A 14,072-nucleotide genomic window follows, 5' to 3' on the forward strand; every position below is an offset into this window, starting at 1 on the left:
AGTATGGGCTTTCCATCCCCCGCCAATGACTATGTAGAAAGCAGACTCACCGTCGACACGATCTGCCAGGTAGATGCCAACTGCCGGGTTATCGAAACATCGTCTGGCTTCGCCGTCATCAACACCGCCATTCGGCCAACCAAAACCAGCGTGCTGTGCATCTCGTTCTGCGGGCGCGTGCATTTCGCCGTGCAGCGTGGAAAGGCGCTGATTGTCTCCGACGGTGAAGCGGTGGAGGGCGAGGCGCTGGACGAAGTCGACGTGATAGGGGTGGTGACCTTCCTGATTAACCGCGCGCCGGGCTCCGAATCTTACGATCTGCCAGTCATGTAACATCTCTGCGGGCGTGATAGTATTACCTGCATGGTAATTAAATTACTCCGGTGGTAATTATGCCCGCAGCAGCAAAACCGCATAAACGCAAATCAACGCAGTATAAGCCCCTCACAGCGATGCAGGAGGCTTACGCACAGGAATGGATTAAGTGTCCGGAAAATCAGACTCAGGCCGCGATTAACGCAGGATTTTCGCCTAAGACTGCAGCCGTCAAAGCCAGCGTAATGATGCGCGACGAACGCATCCAGAAACGGATTGCTGAGCTGATGGAGGAACGCAACAAGCGCCTGCGCGTCAGCGCAGATTACGTGCTGCTGCGCCTGGTTGAAATCGACCAGATGGATGTGCTGGATATCCTGAACGATGACGGCAGCCTGAAACCGATCAGCCAGTGGCCTAAAGTCTGGCGAACGTCGATCAGCGCAGTGGACATAAACCGCATCAGGATGGCGATGAAGGATGACGAGGAAGATATCGAGTCCACGTTGCAAAAAATCAAATGGCCGGACAAGGTGAAGAACCTCGAACTGATCGGTAAGCACGTCGACGTAATGGCGTTCAAAGAGCGACTGGAGGTTTCCGGCAGCATCACCATAGCCGACCGCATGGCCGCCGCCCGTAAGCGTGTCAAAGAGCAGGCAGGTGGTGGCGAATGACCGATGTCGTGCTGTCGCCAGAAGAGCAGCTCGTCGAGGATATCGCCGGGTTCACGCACGACCCGCTGGGCTTCGCGATGTATGCATTCCCCTGGGGAGAGGCCGGAACAGAGCTTTCGCACGCCAGCGGACCCCGCCAGTGGCAGGCTGACGCGTTCCGTGAAATAGGTGAGCACCTGCAGAACCCGGCAACCCGTCATCAGCCGTTGATGCTGGCGCGCGCATCCGGCCACGGGATCGGGAAAGCTCTGAGGCCTGATGATGTTGTTCCTACGCCGGAAGGGTTGCGATGCGTGTCAGATATCAGGCCTGGCGATGTCCTGTTCGGTGAGGGCGGGCAGGCCGTTAAAGTTCTTGGCACCCGGCATTATGATGCCTGCCCATTTTATCGAGTGACCTTCTCTGATGGCACCGCAGTAGACGTGTCATCTGGGCATCTCTGGAAGGTCCGCGGAAGAAACTCAAGAAGAACCGGATCTGGTGAATGGGAAGTAGTGGAGACGATCGACATTCTTGAGCGTGGAGTTAAGCGCCGAAATGGCACTTCCATGGCGCGGCAATGGGAGATCCCTGCATCACCTCGAGTGATTTATCCGGTCAGGGCGCTGCCAGTTGATCCGTATACCTATGGAGTCTGGCTTGGTGATGGCGATAAGGCCTGTGGAAGAATTACCAATATCGATTCTGAGGTATGGGAGAATATCGCTTATCCAACACGGGTGGATGGGAAAACCAGAACAGCCATCGGCCTCAAGGTGGATCTGGTTAATGCTGGCCTGCTTGGATGCACCACATATAACGCCAGCGTTGATCGCCGCTACATTGAGTCTGAGCAGCGGCTGCAAGTTCTTCAGGGGCTACTCGATACAGATGGCTGGGTTGAAAAGGCGTGTGGTGGTGCTGCGTTTGCGTCTGCATCAAGGCAGCTCACCAGAGACGTGATCGAAATCGCTCGATCACTTGGACTTCGCGCGCGAAACGAAAAGTTTAAGCCGAATAAATTTGCTGGCAGTTGGTCGACTCATATCACCTGGGATGGAGAAACACGGTTATTTAGAATCGACAGGAAGCAGCAAAAGTTAGTGGCCGCTGAGAAACGGTACACCACAAAGTGGATTGAAAGTATTGAGCCGGCAGCGGAAGGGCCTGGTATTTGCTTTGAGGTTGACGGTGGTCTTTTCCTGACCAGAGATTATATCGTCACGCATAACAGTGCGTTTATCTCGATGCTCATCAACTGGGGCATGGCTACCTGTGAGGACTGCAAAGTGGTGGTCACCGCCAACACCGACAACCAGCTGAGAACCAAGACCTGGCCGGAAATCATCAAGTGGTCAACGCTGGCTATCACCTCCAGTTGGTTCACGCCCACCGCCACCGCCCTGTACAGCAACGACACCGGGCACGATAAGCGCTGGCGCGCTGACGCTATTCCGTGGTCTGAGCACAACACCGAGGCGTTCGCCGGCCTTCACAACGAACGTAAGCGGATCATCGTGGTGTTCGACGAAGCGTCCAACATTGCCGATCTGGTCTGGGAGGTTGCCGAAGGTGCGCTGACGGACGAGGACACGGAAATTATCTGGGTGGCGTTCGGGAACCCGACGCGTAACACCGGGCGTTTCCGTGAATGCTTCCGCAAGTACAAACACCGCTGGAAGTGCGCCCAGATCGACAGCCGCACGGTGGAAGGCACCAACAAACAGCAACTGCAGAAGTGGGTGGACGACTACGGCGAGGACAGCGACTTTGTGAAAGTCCGTGTGCGTGGCGTGTTCCCGGATGCTTCAGAGCTCCAGTTCATCCCGACTGGCCTCACCGATGAGGCGATGAAGAGGGTGGTGACCGCCGCCCAGGTAGCACACGCTCCGGTGATTATCGGCGTTGACCCGGCATACTCTGGCGTAGACGACGCGGTGATATACATGCGCCAGGGCCTGCACAGCAAAGTTCTCTGGACGGGCAGCAAGACTACCGACGACCTGATCATGGCGAAGCGCATAGCTGACTTTGAGGACCAGTACCAGGCTGACGCGGTGTTTATCGACTTTGGTTACGGTACCGGACTGAAGTCCATCGGTGACGGCTGGGGACGCACATGGCAACTGGTGCCGTTCGGTGGCGCATCGACTGACCCGCAGATGCTGAATAAGCGCGGGGAGATGTTCAACAGCGCCAAAACCTGGCTGAAGCTGGGCGGCGCGCTGGATGACCAGGAGACAGCAGACGACCTGTCGGCGGCAGAGTACAAAGTCAGGGTGGACGGGAAGATCGTCATAGAGCCGAAGGAAGATATCAAAGACCGGTTGGGCCGCTCCCCGGGCAAGGGTGACGCGCTGCTGCTGACCTTCGCTTTCCCGGTGTCAAAGCGTATCCACATTCCCGGCCAGCAGAGCCAGCAGGGCAGGGCCATCACGGAATATGATCCTTATGCTTAACCGCCGCGGGGGATAATTCTGGATTATGCGCTGGAGGGGATAAAACAAAGCCCGCACATCGGCGGGCTGATTGTGACAGGTCACGATGTTACTTGATGGCGTCAAAGCCAGCGTTAATGGCTTCTGCGATATTGGTCGCATTGGTTTTATCGAAGCGACCATCCTGAATAAGCGCCGCATGCAGGCATTGTAATTTCATGCTGTACAAGTGATCTTCCCGGTATTCTTCATCGCTTTTCTCTTTGCCAAAAACACAGCGGGATGGATCAAGTTCGATGCCTTTTTCCTTGGCCGTCATTTGAGCTTCCATCCATTCAAGTTGCGTAACCCCTAATCCAGCATCATCAGCACGTTGCAATCCAGCAATGGAGTAATTTTCGATCTGCTCGTAGCAAAGTTCATTCGCGACAAGAACGCCGTAGAAAGACGAATCGCCACCCTGGACAATTCGAATAAACCGTTTCGGCCACTCGTTAAGATGTTTAGCTAATAACTCTACAGTCTTCATGGGTATCACCTTAAAAAAATGCCCACCGAAGTGGGCGAACTGGAAGCAATGAGGGTGCCTTCCTTGGCTGTCGTCACAGGGTTTACAGCGCAGCGTCATCGCAATGGCGCTCTGCTGTAAAAGGGGCGGTACCAGCGACGATTCGGGATTCTAATACCGCCAAAACAACACAGCAATGGTACTACTGGTATCACGGTCCTAAGGCGTGATGGGGTTGTGGTGGCCAGTGGCTAATTCCGGCTTACGCCTAACAGCACGTCCTCTGCCTTTTCAATTCACCACAACGGAGAGAGCACTGCGTGGCTTTACCATTACATCAATCGACTTGTCTGGTGTAGTCAATGCTCTTACCTGTTGTGTGCCTGTCTTTCCAGGCTGTCAGCAATTCGGTAACACGGCTTGCTTGCCGTGGCGTCTGGATTGTTCAGATCCTTCAGCAATACGGGGTATACCCGTTTGTAGACATGCCTACCCACTCACTGCTGTTTCCTGCAGTGAAGAGAGCATTGTATTTACGAAGGTCTTGCCAGTGTCCTTAGTTTCTCAGGCCGAAGATCTGGCAATCCATATAACTCAGTTCACTCAATGCTCTCATCGCTGCACCCTCGTCTCTTCCGAGGTGTCACACCTGATCGCCACGATGGTGAGTCGCTATGTCACGCATACCGAAAACGCTGACTTGCACATTCCGGCTACCCGGTTGGGGAAGTAGCAAACCCGCCCGGACCGCTTCGACACATGTGCCATATGCCGCACTTATTGTTACCTGAAGGGTAATAATAACTCGCAATTCTGTCAATACACTACGTAAATTAATCCGTATATGGTTAAATTGGTAATAATTTAATCGCGACGGAGTATTCGCCATGTGTATGGGCAGCAAGCCATCTGTACCAGCAGCGCCGGAAGTTCAGGCAGCACCTCAGGAGCAGGATGCTGCGGTTGTTTCTGCGCGTGATGATGAAGAGCGCCGACGCCGCCAGGCTGCCGGTCGTAGCTCCACGCTGCTGACTGGCGCCCAGGGCGACACCTCCACTGCCAATACCAGCGGTAAAACGCTGCTCGGCCAGTAACGGAGCAGGCAGATATGGCGGAAACCGTAAAAGAGCGGCTGCTGAAGCAGCTCGCACAGCTGAAGAACGAGCGCACTTCTTTCGAGCCGCACTGGCGCGACCTGAGTGACTTTATCAATCCGCGCGGTTCCCGCTTTCTGACCTCTGACGTTAACCGTGACGATCGCCGCAATACCAAAATTGTTGACCCGACCGGGTCGCTGGCGCAGCGCATTCTGTCCAGCGGTATGATGTCAGGCATTACCAGCCCGGCTCGTCCGTGGTTCAAACTGGCAACGCCTGACCCTGACATGATGGATTACGGCCCGGTGAAGATCTGGCTGGAAGTCGTGCAGCGCCGCATGAACGAAGTGTTCAACAAATCGAACCTGTATCAGTCACTGCCGATCATGTACAGCAGCATCGGCACCTACGGCACCGCTGCAATGGCAGTGCTCGACGATGACCAGGACGTGATCCGCACCATGCCTTTCCCGATTGGCTGCTACTACCTGGCGAACAGCCCGCGCGGCAGCGTCGATACCAGCTTCCGCCAGTTCTCGATGACCGTGCGCCAACTGGTGCAGGAGTTTGGTCTGGAGAACGTCAGCACGTCCGTTAAGAGCATGTTTGAGAACGGCACCTATGAGCAGTGGATCGAGATTAACCACTGCATCATGCCGAACATTAACCGCGACACCGGGAAGCTGGACAGCAAGAACAAGCCGTTCAAATCCGTCTACTTCGAGACCGGCGGCGACAACGATAAGTTGCTGCGCGAATCCGGTTACGACGAATTCCCGATCATGGCGCCGCGCTGGGAAGTGAACGGCGAGGACGTTTACGCCTCGTCCTGCCCTGGCATGCTGGCGCTGGGTCAGGTTAAAGCCCTGCAGGTTGAGCAGCGCCGTAAAGCGCAGCTGATCGACAAGGCCACTAACCCGCCGATGGTTGGACCGACATCACTCAAAAACCAGCGCGTTTCCCTGCTGCCAGGCGATGTGACCTATCTCGACGTTATGACCGGGCAGGACGGGTTCAAGCCTGCCTACCTGGTTAATCCGAACACCGCTGACCTGCTGGCCGACATTCAGGACACCCGGCAGATCATCAACAGTTCCTACTTCGTCGACCTCTTCATGATGTTGCAGAACATCAACACCCGCTCAATGCCGGTGGAAGCGGTGATCGAGATGAAGGAGGAAAAACTCCTGATGCTGGGGCCAGTGCTGGAACGCCTGAACGACGAATGCCTGAACCCGCTGATCGACCGCACGTTCTCCATCATGGTGCGCAAGAACATGCTGCCGCCGCCGCCGGACGTTCTCCAGGGGATGCCGCTGCGCATCGAGTACATCTCCGTGATGGCGCAGGCCCAGAAGTCTATCGGCCTCACCAGCCTTTCCCAGACTGTCGGATTCATCGGTCAACTGGCGCAGGCCAAGCCGGAAGCGCTGGACAAACTCGACGTGGATCAGGCTATCGACGCATTCGCCGAAATGTCCGGCGTGTCGCCGACCGTCATCGTTCCTCAGGAGCAGGTACAGGGCATCCGCGAAGAACGCGCCAAGCAGCAGCAGGCCGCTATGGCAATGCAGATGGGCCAGGCCGCAGCGCAGGGTGCCAAGACGCTCAGCGAGACGCAGACAACCGATCCAAGCCTCCTGACCGCTATCGCTAACGCATCAGGAGCGCCGCAGCAATGACCGACTTTGACGACGACAACCTGAAATCCGAGCGGACCGCAAAGCAGGAGCTTCTGGCCCAACGCGAAATCGACGATATCAAATTCGTCATGGATAGCGTGCAGGGCCGCCGCGTTGTCTGGTCAGTGCTGGAGAAAGGTCAGGTGTTCGGCACCTGCTTCAACGTAGAGCCGCACATCACTGCATTCAACGAAGGGCAGCGCAATCTGGCGCTGGCACTGTTTCAGCGCGTCATGGCGCACTGCCCGGATCAGTATCTGAAGATGGCCGCAGAGGCCAGTGAACAGGAGTAACCATGAATTTATTTGACCGTTTGCTGCATCGCCGCCTTTGCAACGAGCAGCCTGCTGACGGTGGCGCAGCGCCTGCACCATCTGAACCAGCCGCGCCACAGCCGGGCACTGGCGAACAACCTGCACCTGCTGGCGAACCTGCAAAACAGGAAGGTGATCAGCCTCAGCCTGGCGACGAAGGCGAGAAGCCACAGGAAGAGAAACCAGCAGAAGGCGATAAGCCGGGCGATGGCAAAGACAAAAAGCCAGAAGGTGCGCCAGAAGCGTATGAGTTTAAGTCCGCTGAAGGCGTCGAACTGGATACGGAAGCCCTGAAGGACTTCGAGCCGGTTGCCCGCGAACTGAACCTGACCAATGAGCAGGCGCAGAAACTGGTCGACGCGTACCCGAAAATTCTGGCCGGTGTGCAGCAGCGTCAGGCGGATGCCTGGCAGGCAACAACTGAGCAGTGGGCCGCTGATGTGAAGGCGGATAAAGAGATCGGCGGCGACAAGCTCACTGGCAACCTGAGTGCTGCTCAGCGTGCGCTGGACCAGTTCGGCACGCCTGAACTGAAAGAATACCTGAACACCACTGGGCTGGGTAATCACCCCGATCTGGTGAAAACGTTCGTGAAAATCGGTAAGGCCATGTCAGAAGACGGCATGGTTTCCGGGAAAGAAACCGGTCAGCGCTCCGCTGCCGACGTGCTCTATGGCAATTAAGAGGAAATAAACCATGGCTGTTAAAGGCTTAACTGCGCTGACGCTGGCTGACTGGGGTAAGCGCATCGATCCAAATGGGAAGGTCGATAAGATTATCGAACTGCTTTCCCAGACCAACCCAATCCTGGACGATATGCCGTTCATGGAAAGTAATTCACCAACCGGGCACCGCACCACAATCCGCACCGGCCTACCTGACGCCTACTGGCGAATGATTAACTCTGGTGTGCCTAAGGGTAAATCAACCACGGTGCAGATCACCGACACCATGGGGATGCTGGAAACCTATGCCGAGATCGATAAATCTCTGGCTGACCTGAACGGCAATACCAATGAGTTCCGCCTGTCTGAAGATCGTGCCTTCCTAGAAGGTATGAACCAGCGCATGGCTCAGACGCTGTTCTACGGCGATACCGGTGTTAACCCGCAGCAGTTTATGGGTCTGTCATCCCGTTATTCGCTGAAATCAGCCGGCAATGGCCAGAACATTATCGACGCTGGCGGTACCGGTACAGATAACACCTCAATCTGGCTGGTCGTGTGGGGTGAAAACACCGTGCACGGCATTTTCCCGAAAGGCCAGAAAGCAGGCCTGCAGATGGAAAATAAAGGTCAGCAGACGCTGCTGGATTCAAACGGAAACCCTTATGAGGGTTATCGCACTCACTACAAATGGGATGCTGGCCTGACCTTGCGAGACTGGCGTTACGTCGTTCGCATCGCGAACATCGACGTGAGCGATCTCAGCGCGCCAGGCAGTGCTGCTAACATCGCCAACCTCATGATCCGCGCATTACATCGCATCCCTAATCGTGGCATGGGTAAACCAGTGTTCTATATGAACCGCACCGTGGCGCAGGCGCTCGATACTCAGTCTCTGGATAAAGCATCACTTGCGATCTCCGTGAAAGAGACGGAAGGAGAATGGTGGACCAGCTTCCGCGGCGTTCCAATCCGCGAAACCGACGCTCTTCTCGAAACCGAAGCGCGCGTTGTTTAACGCCTGACTAAAACCAGCTGCCCGGTGACGGGTGGCTAACTGGAGAGACAAATATGATCCTCGACAAGCTGTTGATGTTCTCCGAGAAGCAGGCGATTACAGCTTCTGCTGCTTCAACGGATGTGATTGACCTGGGCCCGATTGACGGCACGCGCCGCGACATCGGTGTTGGTTACCCGCTGGAGTTCTGGGCGACTGTTGACACCACCGCCACGGCGGCCGGTGCGGCAACCCTGAACGTCCAACTGCAGACCAGCCCGGATAATTCTACCTGGACCACCATCTATGACAGCGGCGCGCTGGTTCTGTCGGCTCTGACAGTTGGCAAGCGCCTGTTCTCGGCGAAGGTTCCGGCTGGAGTTCAGCGCTATCTGCGCGTCAACTATTCGGTGGGAACCGGCCCGCTGACTGCTGGCGCATTCACCTCGGGCATTAATCTGGATGTTGACAACAACACGCCTTATTACCCGATTCGTTCCAAAGTGACTGGCTAAGGGGATAGCGATGTCAGGTGAAAAAGCACGATACCGCGTCCTTCGCTTATCCCATATTCACAACAACCTCTGGCCGGAAGGCTCTGAGGTTGAATATGACGGTGAGCCAGGCACGGCGCTGGAGCCGCTGAACGACGCGGCAAAGGCGGCGAAAGAGAAGGCTAAGCACAAGGGTGAAACGGCTGCTGTTGTTGAGCCTAAGCCGCTGAACGACGGCGGCAATGGTGGCGATGACGATCTGGATAAGCTCCGAGAAGAGTATGAGTTGCTCTTTAACGAGAAGCCGCATCACAACGCTAAAGCCGAAACGCTCCGCGAGAAAATCGCAGATAAGCGTGCCGAACTGGGCGTGTAAGCCTCGCTAACCAAACAGAGGGGCTTCGGCCCCTTTCTTGCAGGAGTGCATCATGGAAATGGTAAACCTCAAAACCGGTACCGACAGCTTTCAGGATGAGAAGGGCGAAACGCATACGCGCGACGACTATCCGTGGGGGCTTTGCATCAGCCTGGATAACGAAACCATCACCAAGCTCGGCATCAGCACGCCTGCCGTTGGCTCAGTGGTGATGATCACCGCCAAAGCGATTGTTAAATCAACCTCAGAGCGCCAGGACGACGACGGCACCTACCGCCGCGCTGAACTGCAAATCACCGACATGGCTGTGGCTCCTGATTCCAGCGAACCGCAGAAAACCGCAGCTGAAACCCTTTACGGAAACGGCGGTGAGTAATGGCTTCCGTAATCGAGATCTGCAACCGCGCGCTGAGCAACATCGGCAACAGCCGCAGCATTAACAGCCTGGATGAAGCCAGCAAGGAAGCCGGGCAGTGCTCCCTGCATTTCGACGCGTGCCGCGATGCCGCGCTGGCAGACTTCGACTGGAACTTTGCCACCAAACGCGTGGCGCTGGCAGACACCAACAATCCGCCACCGGACTGGCAGTACGCCTATCAGTACCCAACTGACTGTATGCGCATCACTGAAATCATGCTGCCGGGTATCCGCAACCCAACCGCGGCTATGCGCGTTCCGTATGTGACTGGCGCTGATGCGGCAGGAACAGGGAAGCTGATTTACACAGACCAGCCTGCGGCCTGGCTGAAGTATGTCGGGCGCGTCACCGACGTGAACATGTTCGATGCCATCTTCATCGAGGCGCTGTCCTGGCGTCTGGCTGCCGCCATCAACATGCCACTGACCGGTAGTGCTGACCTCGGCAATAACGCCCTGTCGATGTACAACCGCGTGATCCTCAGTGCCGGATCGCACAGCCTGAACGAGTCGCAGGAGCCGCAGCCGCCAATGGATGAATTCACAGCAGCGAGGTTGTCGTAATGGCATTTAGCTGGATACAGCCGAGCTTTGCCGGCGGGGAGATCGGCCCATCACTGTATGGCCGCATCGACATGTCGAAGTATCAGGTGGCGCTGCGCAAGTGCGATAACTTTATCGTCCGGCAGTACGGCGGGGTGGAGAACCGCCCGGGCACGCGCTTTATCGGCGAGGCGAAATACGCAGACCGCAAGTGTAGGCTGATACCGTTCCAGTTCTCCACGATACAGACGTATGCGCTGGAGTTCGGCCACAACTATATGCGCGTCATTAAAGACGGTGCGTATGTGCTGAACAGCAGCAACGTGATTTACGAACTGGCGATGCCGTATGCCGATTCCGATCTGTTCCGCATCAAATTCACTCAGAGCGCTGACGTTCTCACGCTGGTTCACCCGGCTTATCCGCCAAAAGAGTTGCGCCGTTACGCGCATGACAACTGGCAGATCGTGGATGTCGAAACGAAAAACGGGCCGTTCGAAGATATCAACATCGACGAAGCGATCACTGTCTACGCCAGCGCCAGTACCGGAACCGTTACGCTGACGGCCAGCTCTGCGATATTCGGTGCTGAGCAGGTAGGCAAGCTGTTCTACCTCGAGCAGCCAGTGATCGATTCCGTGCCGGTCTGGGAAACCAGCAAGACCACCGTGATCGACGATGTACGCCGCGCTGACAGCAACTACTACCGCGCCAACACTGCCGGGAAGACAGGCACCCTGCGCCCGTCTCATACCGAAGGGATGTCGTGGGACGGATGGGGCGGCACCGGCGATGACGACACCGGGATCCAGTGGGAATACCTGCACAGCGGGTTCGGCATTGTCCGCATTACTGCTGTTGCAAGTGATGGCCTGACCGCCACAGCCACGGTGATCAGCTACATTCCGTCACAGGTTGTCGGATCTGCCAACGCCAGCTACAAGTGGGCACGCTTCGCCTGGAACAGCGTCAACGGCTACCCTGGCACTGTCGTGTACTACCAGCAGCGCCTGTATTTCGCCGCATCCACAGCGTACCCGCAAACCATCTGGGCCAGCCGCACAGGCGATTACAAGGACTTCGGCAAGAGCAATCCGCTGCAGGATGATGACCGCATCATCTACACCTACGCCGGGCGCCAGGTGAACGAGATCCGCCACCTGATAGACGTTGGTAACCTGATTGCGCTGACATCTGGCGGGGAATATACGATATCCGGGGACCAGAATAAGGTCCTAAATCCGGCCTCATTCTCGTTCAGCTCGCAGGGAAATAGCGGCTCCAGCAACGTTCCGCCAATCGCCGTGGCAAACATTGCGCTGTTTATCCAGGAGAAGGGGAGCGCCGTCCGGGATCTGGCGTATTCGTTCGATGTGGACGGGTATCAGGGCACTGACCTGACTATCCTCGCAAACCACCTCTTTCAGAAGCGCAGCATCATCGACTGGTCATTCTGCATCGTGCCCTACAGCAGCGCGTTCTGCATCCGTGATGATGGGAAACTGCTGGTCATGACCTACCTGCGCGAGCAGCAGGTGTTCGCCTGGGCCCCGCAGTCCAGCACTGGCAAGTATGAGAGCACTTGCTCGATAAGCGAAGGCAGCGAGGACGCGGTGTACTTCGTGGTTAACCGGACGATCAATGGCCAGGTGAAACGCTACATTGAGCGCCTTTCAAGCCGCCTGTTCACCAACGAAGAGGATGCTTTTTTCGTTGACTGCGGCCTGAGCTACGACGGGCGTAATACGTCATCGCGAACCATGACGATCAGCGGCGGCGCCGGAGGCTGGGATTACCGCGTCGATTACACCATCACCGCCAGCGACGGGGCGTACTTTACCGGCGCAGATGTCGGTTCTCAGCTGCAGTTCCCGTACACAGGAACGGATCCCGATAGCGGGAAACCGGTCGCAATGGAGCTGCGCTGCGACATCGTTTCAGTGACAAGCTCAAACGCAGTTGTCATCCGTGCTAACCGTAACGTCCCGCCTGTTCTGCGCAACGCGGCCACCACAAACTGGCAGATGGCCAGGTCGACGTTCAGCGGTCTTTCTCATCTTGAAGGCCAGACGGTCAACATCCTTTCTGACGCCAACGTGGAACCACAGAAGGTCGTCACTGGCGGCTCTGTCGCGCTGGAATCACCGGGCGCGGTGGTGCATATCGGCCTGCCAATAGCCGCAGAATTCGAGACGCTGGACATCAATATCAACGGGCAGGAAACGCTGCTGGATAAGAAGCAGCTGATCCCGACCGTAACGCTGGTCGTTAATGCCAGCCGCGGTATCTGGGCGTCGACCCCCGGCGGTGCCTGGTACGAATACCCGCAGCGCGAATTCGAGTTCTATGACGACCCGGTTGATGACGCCACCGGCAAGGTGGAAGTGAAGCTCGACAGCAACTGGGATAAGAACGGGAGAGTGAAGATCCGCCAGCTCGACCCGCTACCGCTATCTGTGCTGGCTGTACTGCCTCGCCTGACCGTGGGGGGGTTCTGATGATTGATGCTCAGATCGTACCGGCCACCGCCAGCCACATTGAAGAAATGCTGCCTCAGGTGCGCCAGGCTGACATTGACGAGTTTCTTGCTGCCAATGGTTGGGATGCGCGCCGGGTGCTGGAAGTTGGCCTGCGCACCTCGACATTCGCCTGTGCCGGGCTGGTTAACGGCAGGGTGATCGCCATCTTCGGCGTGGCCCCGGCCTCAATGCTCGGCGGCAGCGGGATCCCATGGCTGGTAGGCACCGACGCGCTGGTGAAATATCAGCGCACGTTCCTGCGCCGCTGCGGAAAAGTGGTCAATGCAATGCTGACTGTTTATCCGTATCTTGAAAATTATGTCGATGCCCGCAACCACACCGCGCGCGTATGGCTGCACTGGCTTGGCTTCACTATCGAAGAACCGCAGCCATACGGCATTCACGGCCATCAGTTTCACCGCTTCCACATGGAGAGAAAATAATGTGTGAACCCACCACAATCTTAGCCGGAGCGACCCTGGCCGCTGGCGCACTATCCGCTTACAACCAGTATCAGACTGGCAAGTATTCGGCAGCGGTGGCAGAACGGAATGCTGACGTTTCAGAAGCGCAGGCACAGGACTCAATCAACCGGGGCAATGCCCAGGCTGAGCAAGTTCGTCGCCAGAATCGTCAGGCGGCTGGCACGCAGGCGGCAATCATGGGTGCTACCGGAGCGGATCTATCCACTGGTGGCGCGCTGGATGTATTCGGAGATACGGCCCAGTTTGGAACCCTCGACGCGCTGACGACTGTGAACAATGCCCAGCGCGAAGCGTACGGCTATCAGGCGCAGTCTGCGAACTATGACGCCCAGGCTGTATCTGCACGAAAACAGGGAAATATGGGTGCTGCGACAACGCTGCTGACTACCCCGCTACAGGCGTACGGTGCATATCAGATGGCCGGAGGTACATGGAACCCGTTTAAGACTAAAACGGGAACAACTCCAATGCTGCAATCTGGCGCGATGGGATCAGACTCTCGCTTCAAAATTGGAGGTTACTGATGCCAACAGTACCAACCGTATCCGGTCGTCAGGTAGAGAGTC

At 56.6% G+C, this 14,072-nt stretch carries 15 protein-coding genes and 2 pseudogenes; 16 read left to right on the top strand and 1 reads right to left on the bottom strand.

Annotated features, from left to right (window positions below; all coding sequences use genetic code 11):
* The first annotated feature begins 3 nt into the window (after nt 1–3).
* The 4 genes and pseudogenes from DVA43_RS00765 to DVA43_RS25010 all read left to right on the top strand — a co-directional run.
* The gene (locus tag DVA43_RS00765) at nt 4–333 is read left to right on the top strand and encodes a hypothetical protein (protein WP_114314267.1); all 330 of its coding nucleotides are present in this window, start codon (nt 4–6) and stop codon (nt 331–333) included.
* 59 nt (nt 334–392) lie between these two features.
* On the top strand, nt 393–992 hold the full coding sequence (locus DVA43_RS00770) for a terminase small subunit (RefSeq protein ID WP_114314268.1): 600 nt from the start codon (nt 393–395) through the stop codon (nt 990–992).
* A 548-nt stretch (nt 993–1,540) separates the two neighbouring features.
* A pseudogene (locus DVA43_RS25005) lies at nt 1,541–1,981 on the top strand (LAGLIDADG family homing endonuclease); the annotation flags it as partial.
* A 222-nt stretch (nt 1,982–2,203) separates the two neighbouring features.
* A pseudogene (locus DVA43_RS25010) lies at nt 2,204–3,430 on the top strand (terminase); the annotation flags it as partial.
* A gap of 88 nt (nt 3,431–3,518) precedes the next feature.
* Here the strand turns inward: DVA43_RS25010 and DVA43_RS00785 are convergent.
* The gene (locus DVA43_RS00785; RefSeq protein ID WP_114314269.1) at nt 3,519–3,938 is read right to left on the bottom strand and encodes a hypothetical protein; all 420 of its coding nucleotides are present in this window, start codon (nt 3,936–3,938) and stop codon (nt 3,519–3,521) included.
* A gap of 866 nt (nt 3,939–4,804) precedes the next feature.
* Here DVA43_RS00785 and DVA43_RS00790 point away from each other — a divergent pair.
* From DVA43_RS00790 to DVA43_RS00845, 12 genes are read left to right on the top strand one after another with little or no spacing between them, the layout of a single operon-like run.
* Entirely contained in the window at nt 4,805–5,011 is a 207-nt protein-coding gene (locus tag DVA43_RS00790) for a hypothetical protein (RefSeq protein ID WP_114314270.1), read from the top strand.
* 14 nt (nt 5,012–5,025) lie between these two features.
* On the top strand, nt 5,026–6,696 hold the full coding sequence (locus DVA43_RS00795) for a portal protein (RefSeq protein WP_114314271.1): 1,671 nt from the start codon (nt 5,026–5,028) through the stop codon (nt 6,694–6,696).
* On the top strand, nt 6,693–6,989 hold the full coding sequence (locus DVA43_RS00800; protein ID WP_114314272.1) for a hypothetical protein: 297 nt from the start codon (nt 6,693–6,695) through the stop codon (nt 6,987–6,989). The genes DVA43_RS00795 and DVA43_RS00800 overlap by 4 nt, the downstream gene beginning before the upstream one ends.
* Nucleotides 6,990–6,991: 2 nt before the next feature.
* Nucleotides 6,992–7,693: a peptidase gene (locus DVA43_RS00805; RefSeq protein ID WP_114314273.1), complete on the top strand. Its 702-nt coding sequence runs from the start codon at nt 6,992–6,994 to the stop codon at nt 7,691–7,693.
* A gap of 13 nt (nt 7,694–7,706) precedes the next feature.
* A complete protein-coding gene (locus DVA43_RS00810; RefSeq protein WP_114314274.1) occupies nt 7,707–8,693 on the top strand; it encodes a major capsid protein in 987 nt (328 codons plus the stop codon).
* A 53-nt stretch (nt 8,694–8,746) separates the two neighbouring features.
* Entirely contained in the window at nt 8,747–9,187 is a 441-nt protein-coding gene (locus DVA43_RS00815) for a Bbp16 family capsid cement protein (RefSeq protein ID WP_114314275.1), read from the top strand.
* A 10-nt stretch (nt 9,188–9,197) separates the two neighbouring features.
* Entirely contained in the window at nt 9,198–9,542 is a 345-nt protein-coding gene (locus DVA43_RS00820) for a hypothetical protein (protein ID WP_114314276.1), read from the top strand.
* Between the two features lie 52 nt (nt 9,543–9,594).
* On the top strand, nt 9,595–9,918 hold the full coding sequence (gene gp10, locus DVA43_RS00825) for a capsid staple protein (protein WP_114314277.1): 324 nt from the start codon (nt 9,595–9,597) through the stop codon (nt 9,916–9,918).
* Nucleotides 9,918–10,523, top strand: a complete 606-nt coding sequence (locus DVA43_RS00830) for a hypothetical protein (protein WP_114314278.1) — start codon at nt 9,918–9,920, stop codon at nt 10,521–10,523. Before gp10 ends, DVA43_RS00830 begins: the two co-directional genes overlap by 1 nt.
* A complete protein-coding gene (locus DVA43_RS00835) occupies nt 10,523–13,000 on the top strand; it encodes a hypothetical protein (RefSeq protein WP_114314279.1) in 2,478 nt (825 codons plus the stop codon). The genes DVA43_RS00830 and DVA43_RS00835 overlap by 1 nt, the downstream gene beginning before the upstream one ends.
* Nucleotides 13,000–13,464: a hypothetical protein gene (locus DVA43_RS00840; protein ID WP_114314280.1), complete on the top strand. Its 465-nt coding sequence runs from the start codon at nt 13,000–13,002 to the stop codon at nt 13,462–13,464. Before DVA43_RS00835 ends, DVA43_RS00840 begins: the two co-directional genes overlap by 1 nt.
* Nucleotides 13,464–14,030 (top strand): hypothetical protein, encoded by a 567-nt coding sequence (locus DVA43_RS00845; RefSeq protein ID WP_114314281.1) that lies wholly within the window; start codon nt 13,464–13,466, stop codon nt 14,028–14,030. The genes DVA43_RS00840 and DVA43_RS00845 overlap by 1 nt, the downstream gene beginning before the upstream one ends.
* Nucleotides 14,031–14,072: the final 42 nt, after the last annotated feature.

Source organism: Leclercia sp. W6, from assembly GCF_003336345.1.
Taxonomy (GTDB): Bacteria; Pseudomonadota; Gammaproteobacteria; order Enterobacterales; family Enterobacteriaceae; genus Enterobacter.

Excerpts from the sequence above, each read along its gene's own strand:
- DVA43_RS00765 (WP_114314267.1), top strand. The coding sequence starts at position 4 with ATGGGCTTTCCATCCCCCGCCAATGACTATGTAGAAAGCAGACTCACC.
- DVA43_RS00770 (WP_114314268.1), top strand. The coding sequence starts at position 393 with ATGCCCGCAGCAGCAAAACCGCATAAACGCAAATCAACGCAGTATAAG.
- DVA43_RS00785 (WP_114314269.1), bottom strand. The coding sequence starts at position 3,938 with ATGAAGACTGTAGAGTTATTAGCTAAACATCTTAACGAGTGGCCGAAA.
- DVA43_RS00790 (WP_114314270.1), top strand. The coding sequence starts at position 4,805 with ATGTGTATGGGCAGCAAGCCATCTGTACCAGCAGCGCCGGAAGTTCAG.
- DVA43_RS00795 (WP_114314271.1), top strand. The coding sequence starts at position 5,026 with ATGGCGGAAACCGTAAAAGAGCGGCTGCTGAAGCAGCTCGCACAGCTG.
- DVA43_RS00800 (WP_114314272.1), top strand. The coding sequence starts at position 6,693 with ATGACCGACTTTGACGACGACAACCTGAAATCCGAGCGGACCGCAAAG.
- DVA43_RS00805 (WP_114314273.1), top strand. The coding sequence starts at position 6,992 with ATGAATTTATTTGACCGTTTGCTGCATCGCCGCCTTTGCAACGAGCAG.
- DVA43_RS00810 (WP_114314274.1), top strand. The coding sequence starts at position 7,707 with ATGGCTGTTAAAGGCTTAACTGCGCTGACGCTGGCTGACTGGGGTAAG.
- DVA43_RS00815 (WP_114314275.1), top strand. The coding sequence starts at position 8,747 with ATGATCCTCGACAAGCTGTTGATGTTCTCCGAGAAGCAGGCGATTACA.
- DVA43_RS00820 (WP_114314276.1), top strand. The coding sequence starts at position 9,198 with ATGTCAGGTGAAAAAGCACGATACCGCGTCCTTCGCTTATCCCATATT.
- gp10 (WP_114314277.1), top strand. The coding sequence starts at position 9,595 with ATGGAAATGGTAAACCTCAAAACCGGTACCGACAGCTTTCAGGATGAG.
- DVA43_RS00830 (WP_114314278.1), top strand. The coding sequence starts at position 9,918 with ATGGCTTCCGTAATCGAGATCTGCAACCGCGCGCTGAGCAACATCGGC.
- DVA43_RS00835 (WP_114314279.1), top strand. The coding sequence starts at position 10,523 with ATGGCATTTAGCTGGATACAGCCGAGCTTTGCCGGCGGGGAGATCGGC.
- DVA43_RS00840 (WP_114314280.1), top strand. The coding sequence starts at position 13,000 with ATGATTGATGCTCAGATCGTACCGGCCACCGCCAGCCACATTGAAGAA.
- DVA43_RS00845 (WP_114314281.1), top strand. The coding sequence starts at position 13,464 with ATGTGTGAACCCACCACAATCTTAGCCGGAGCGACCCTGGCCGCTGGC.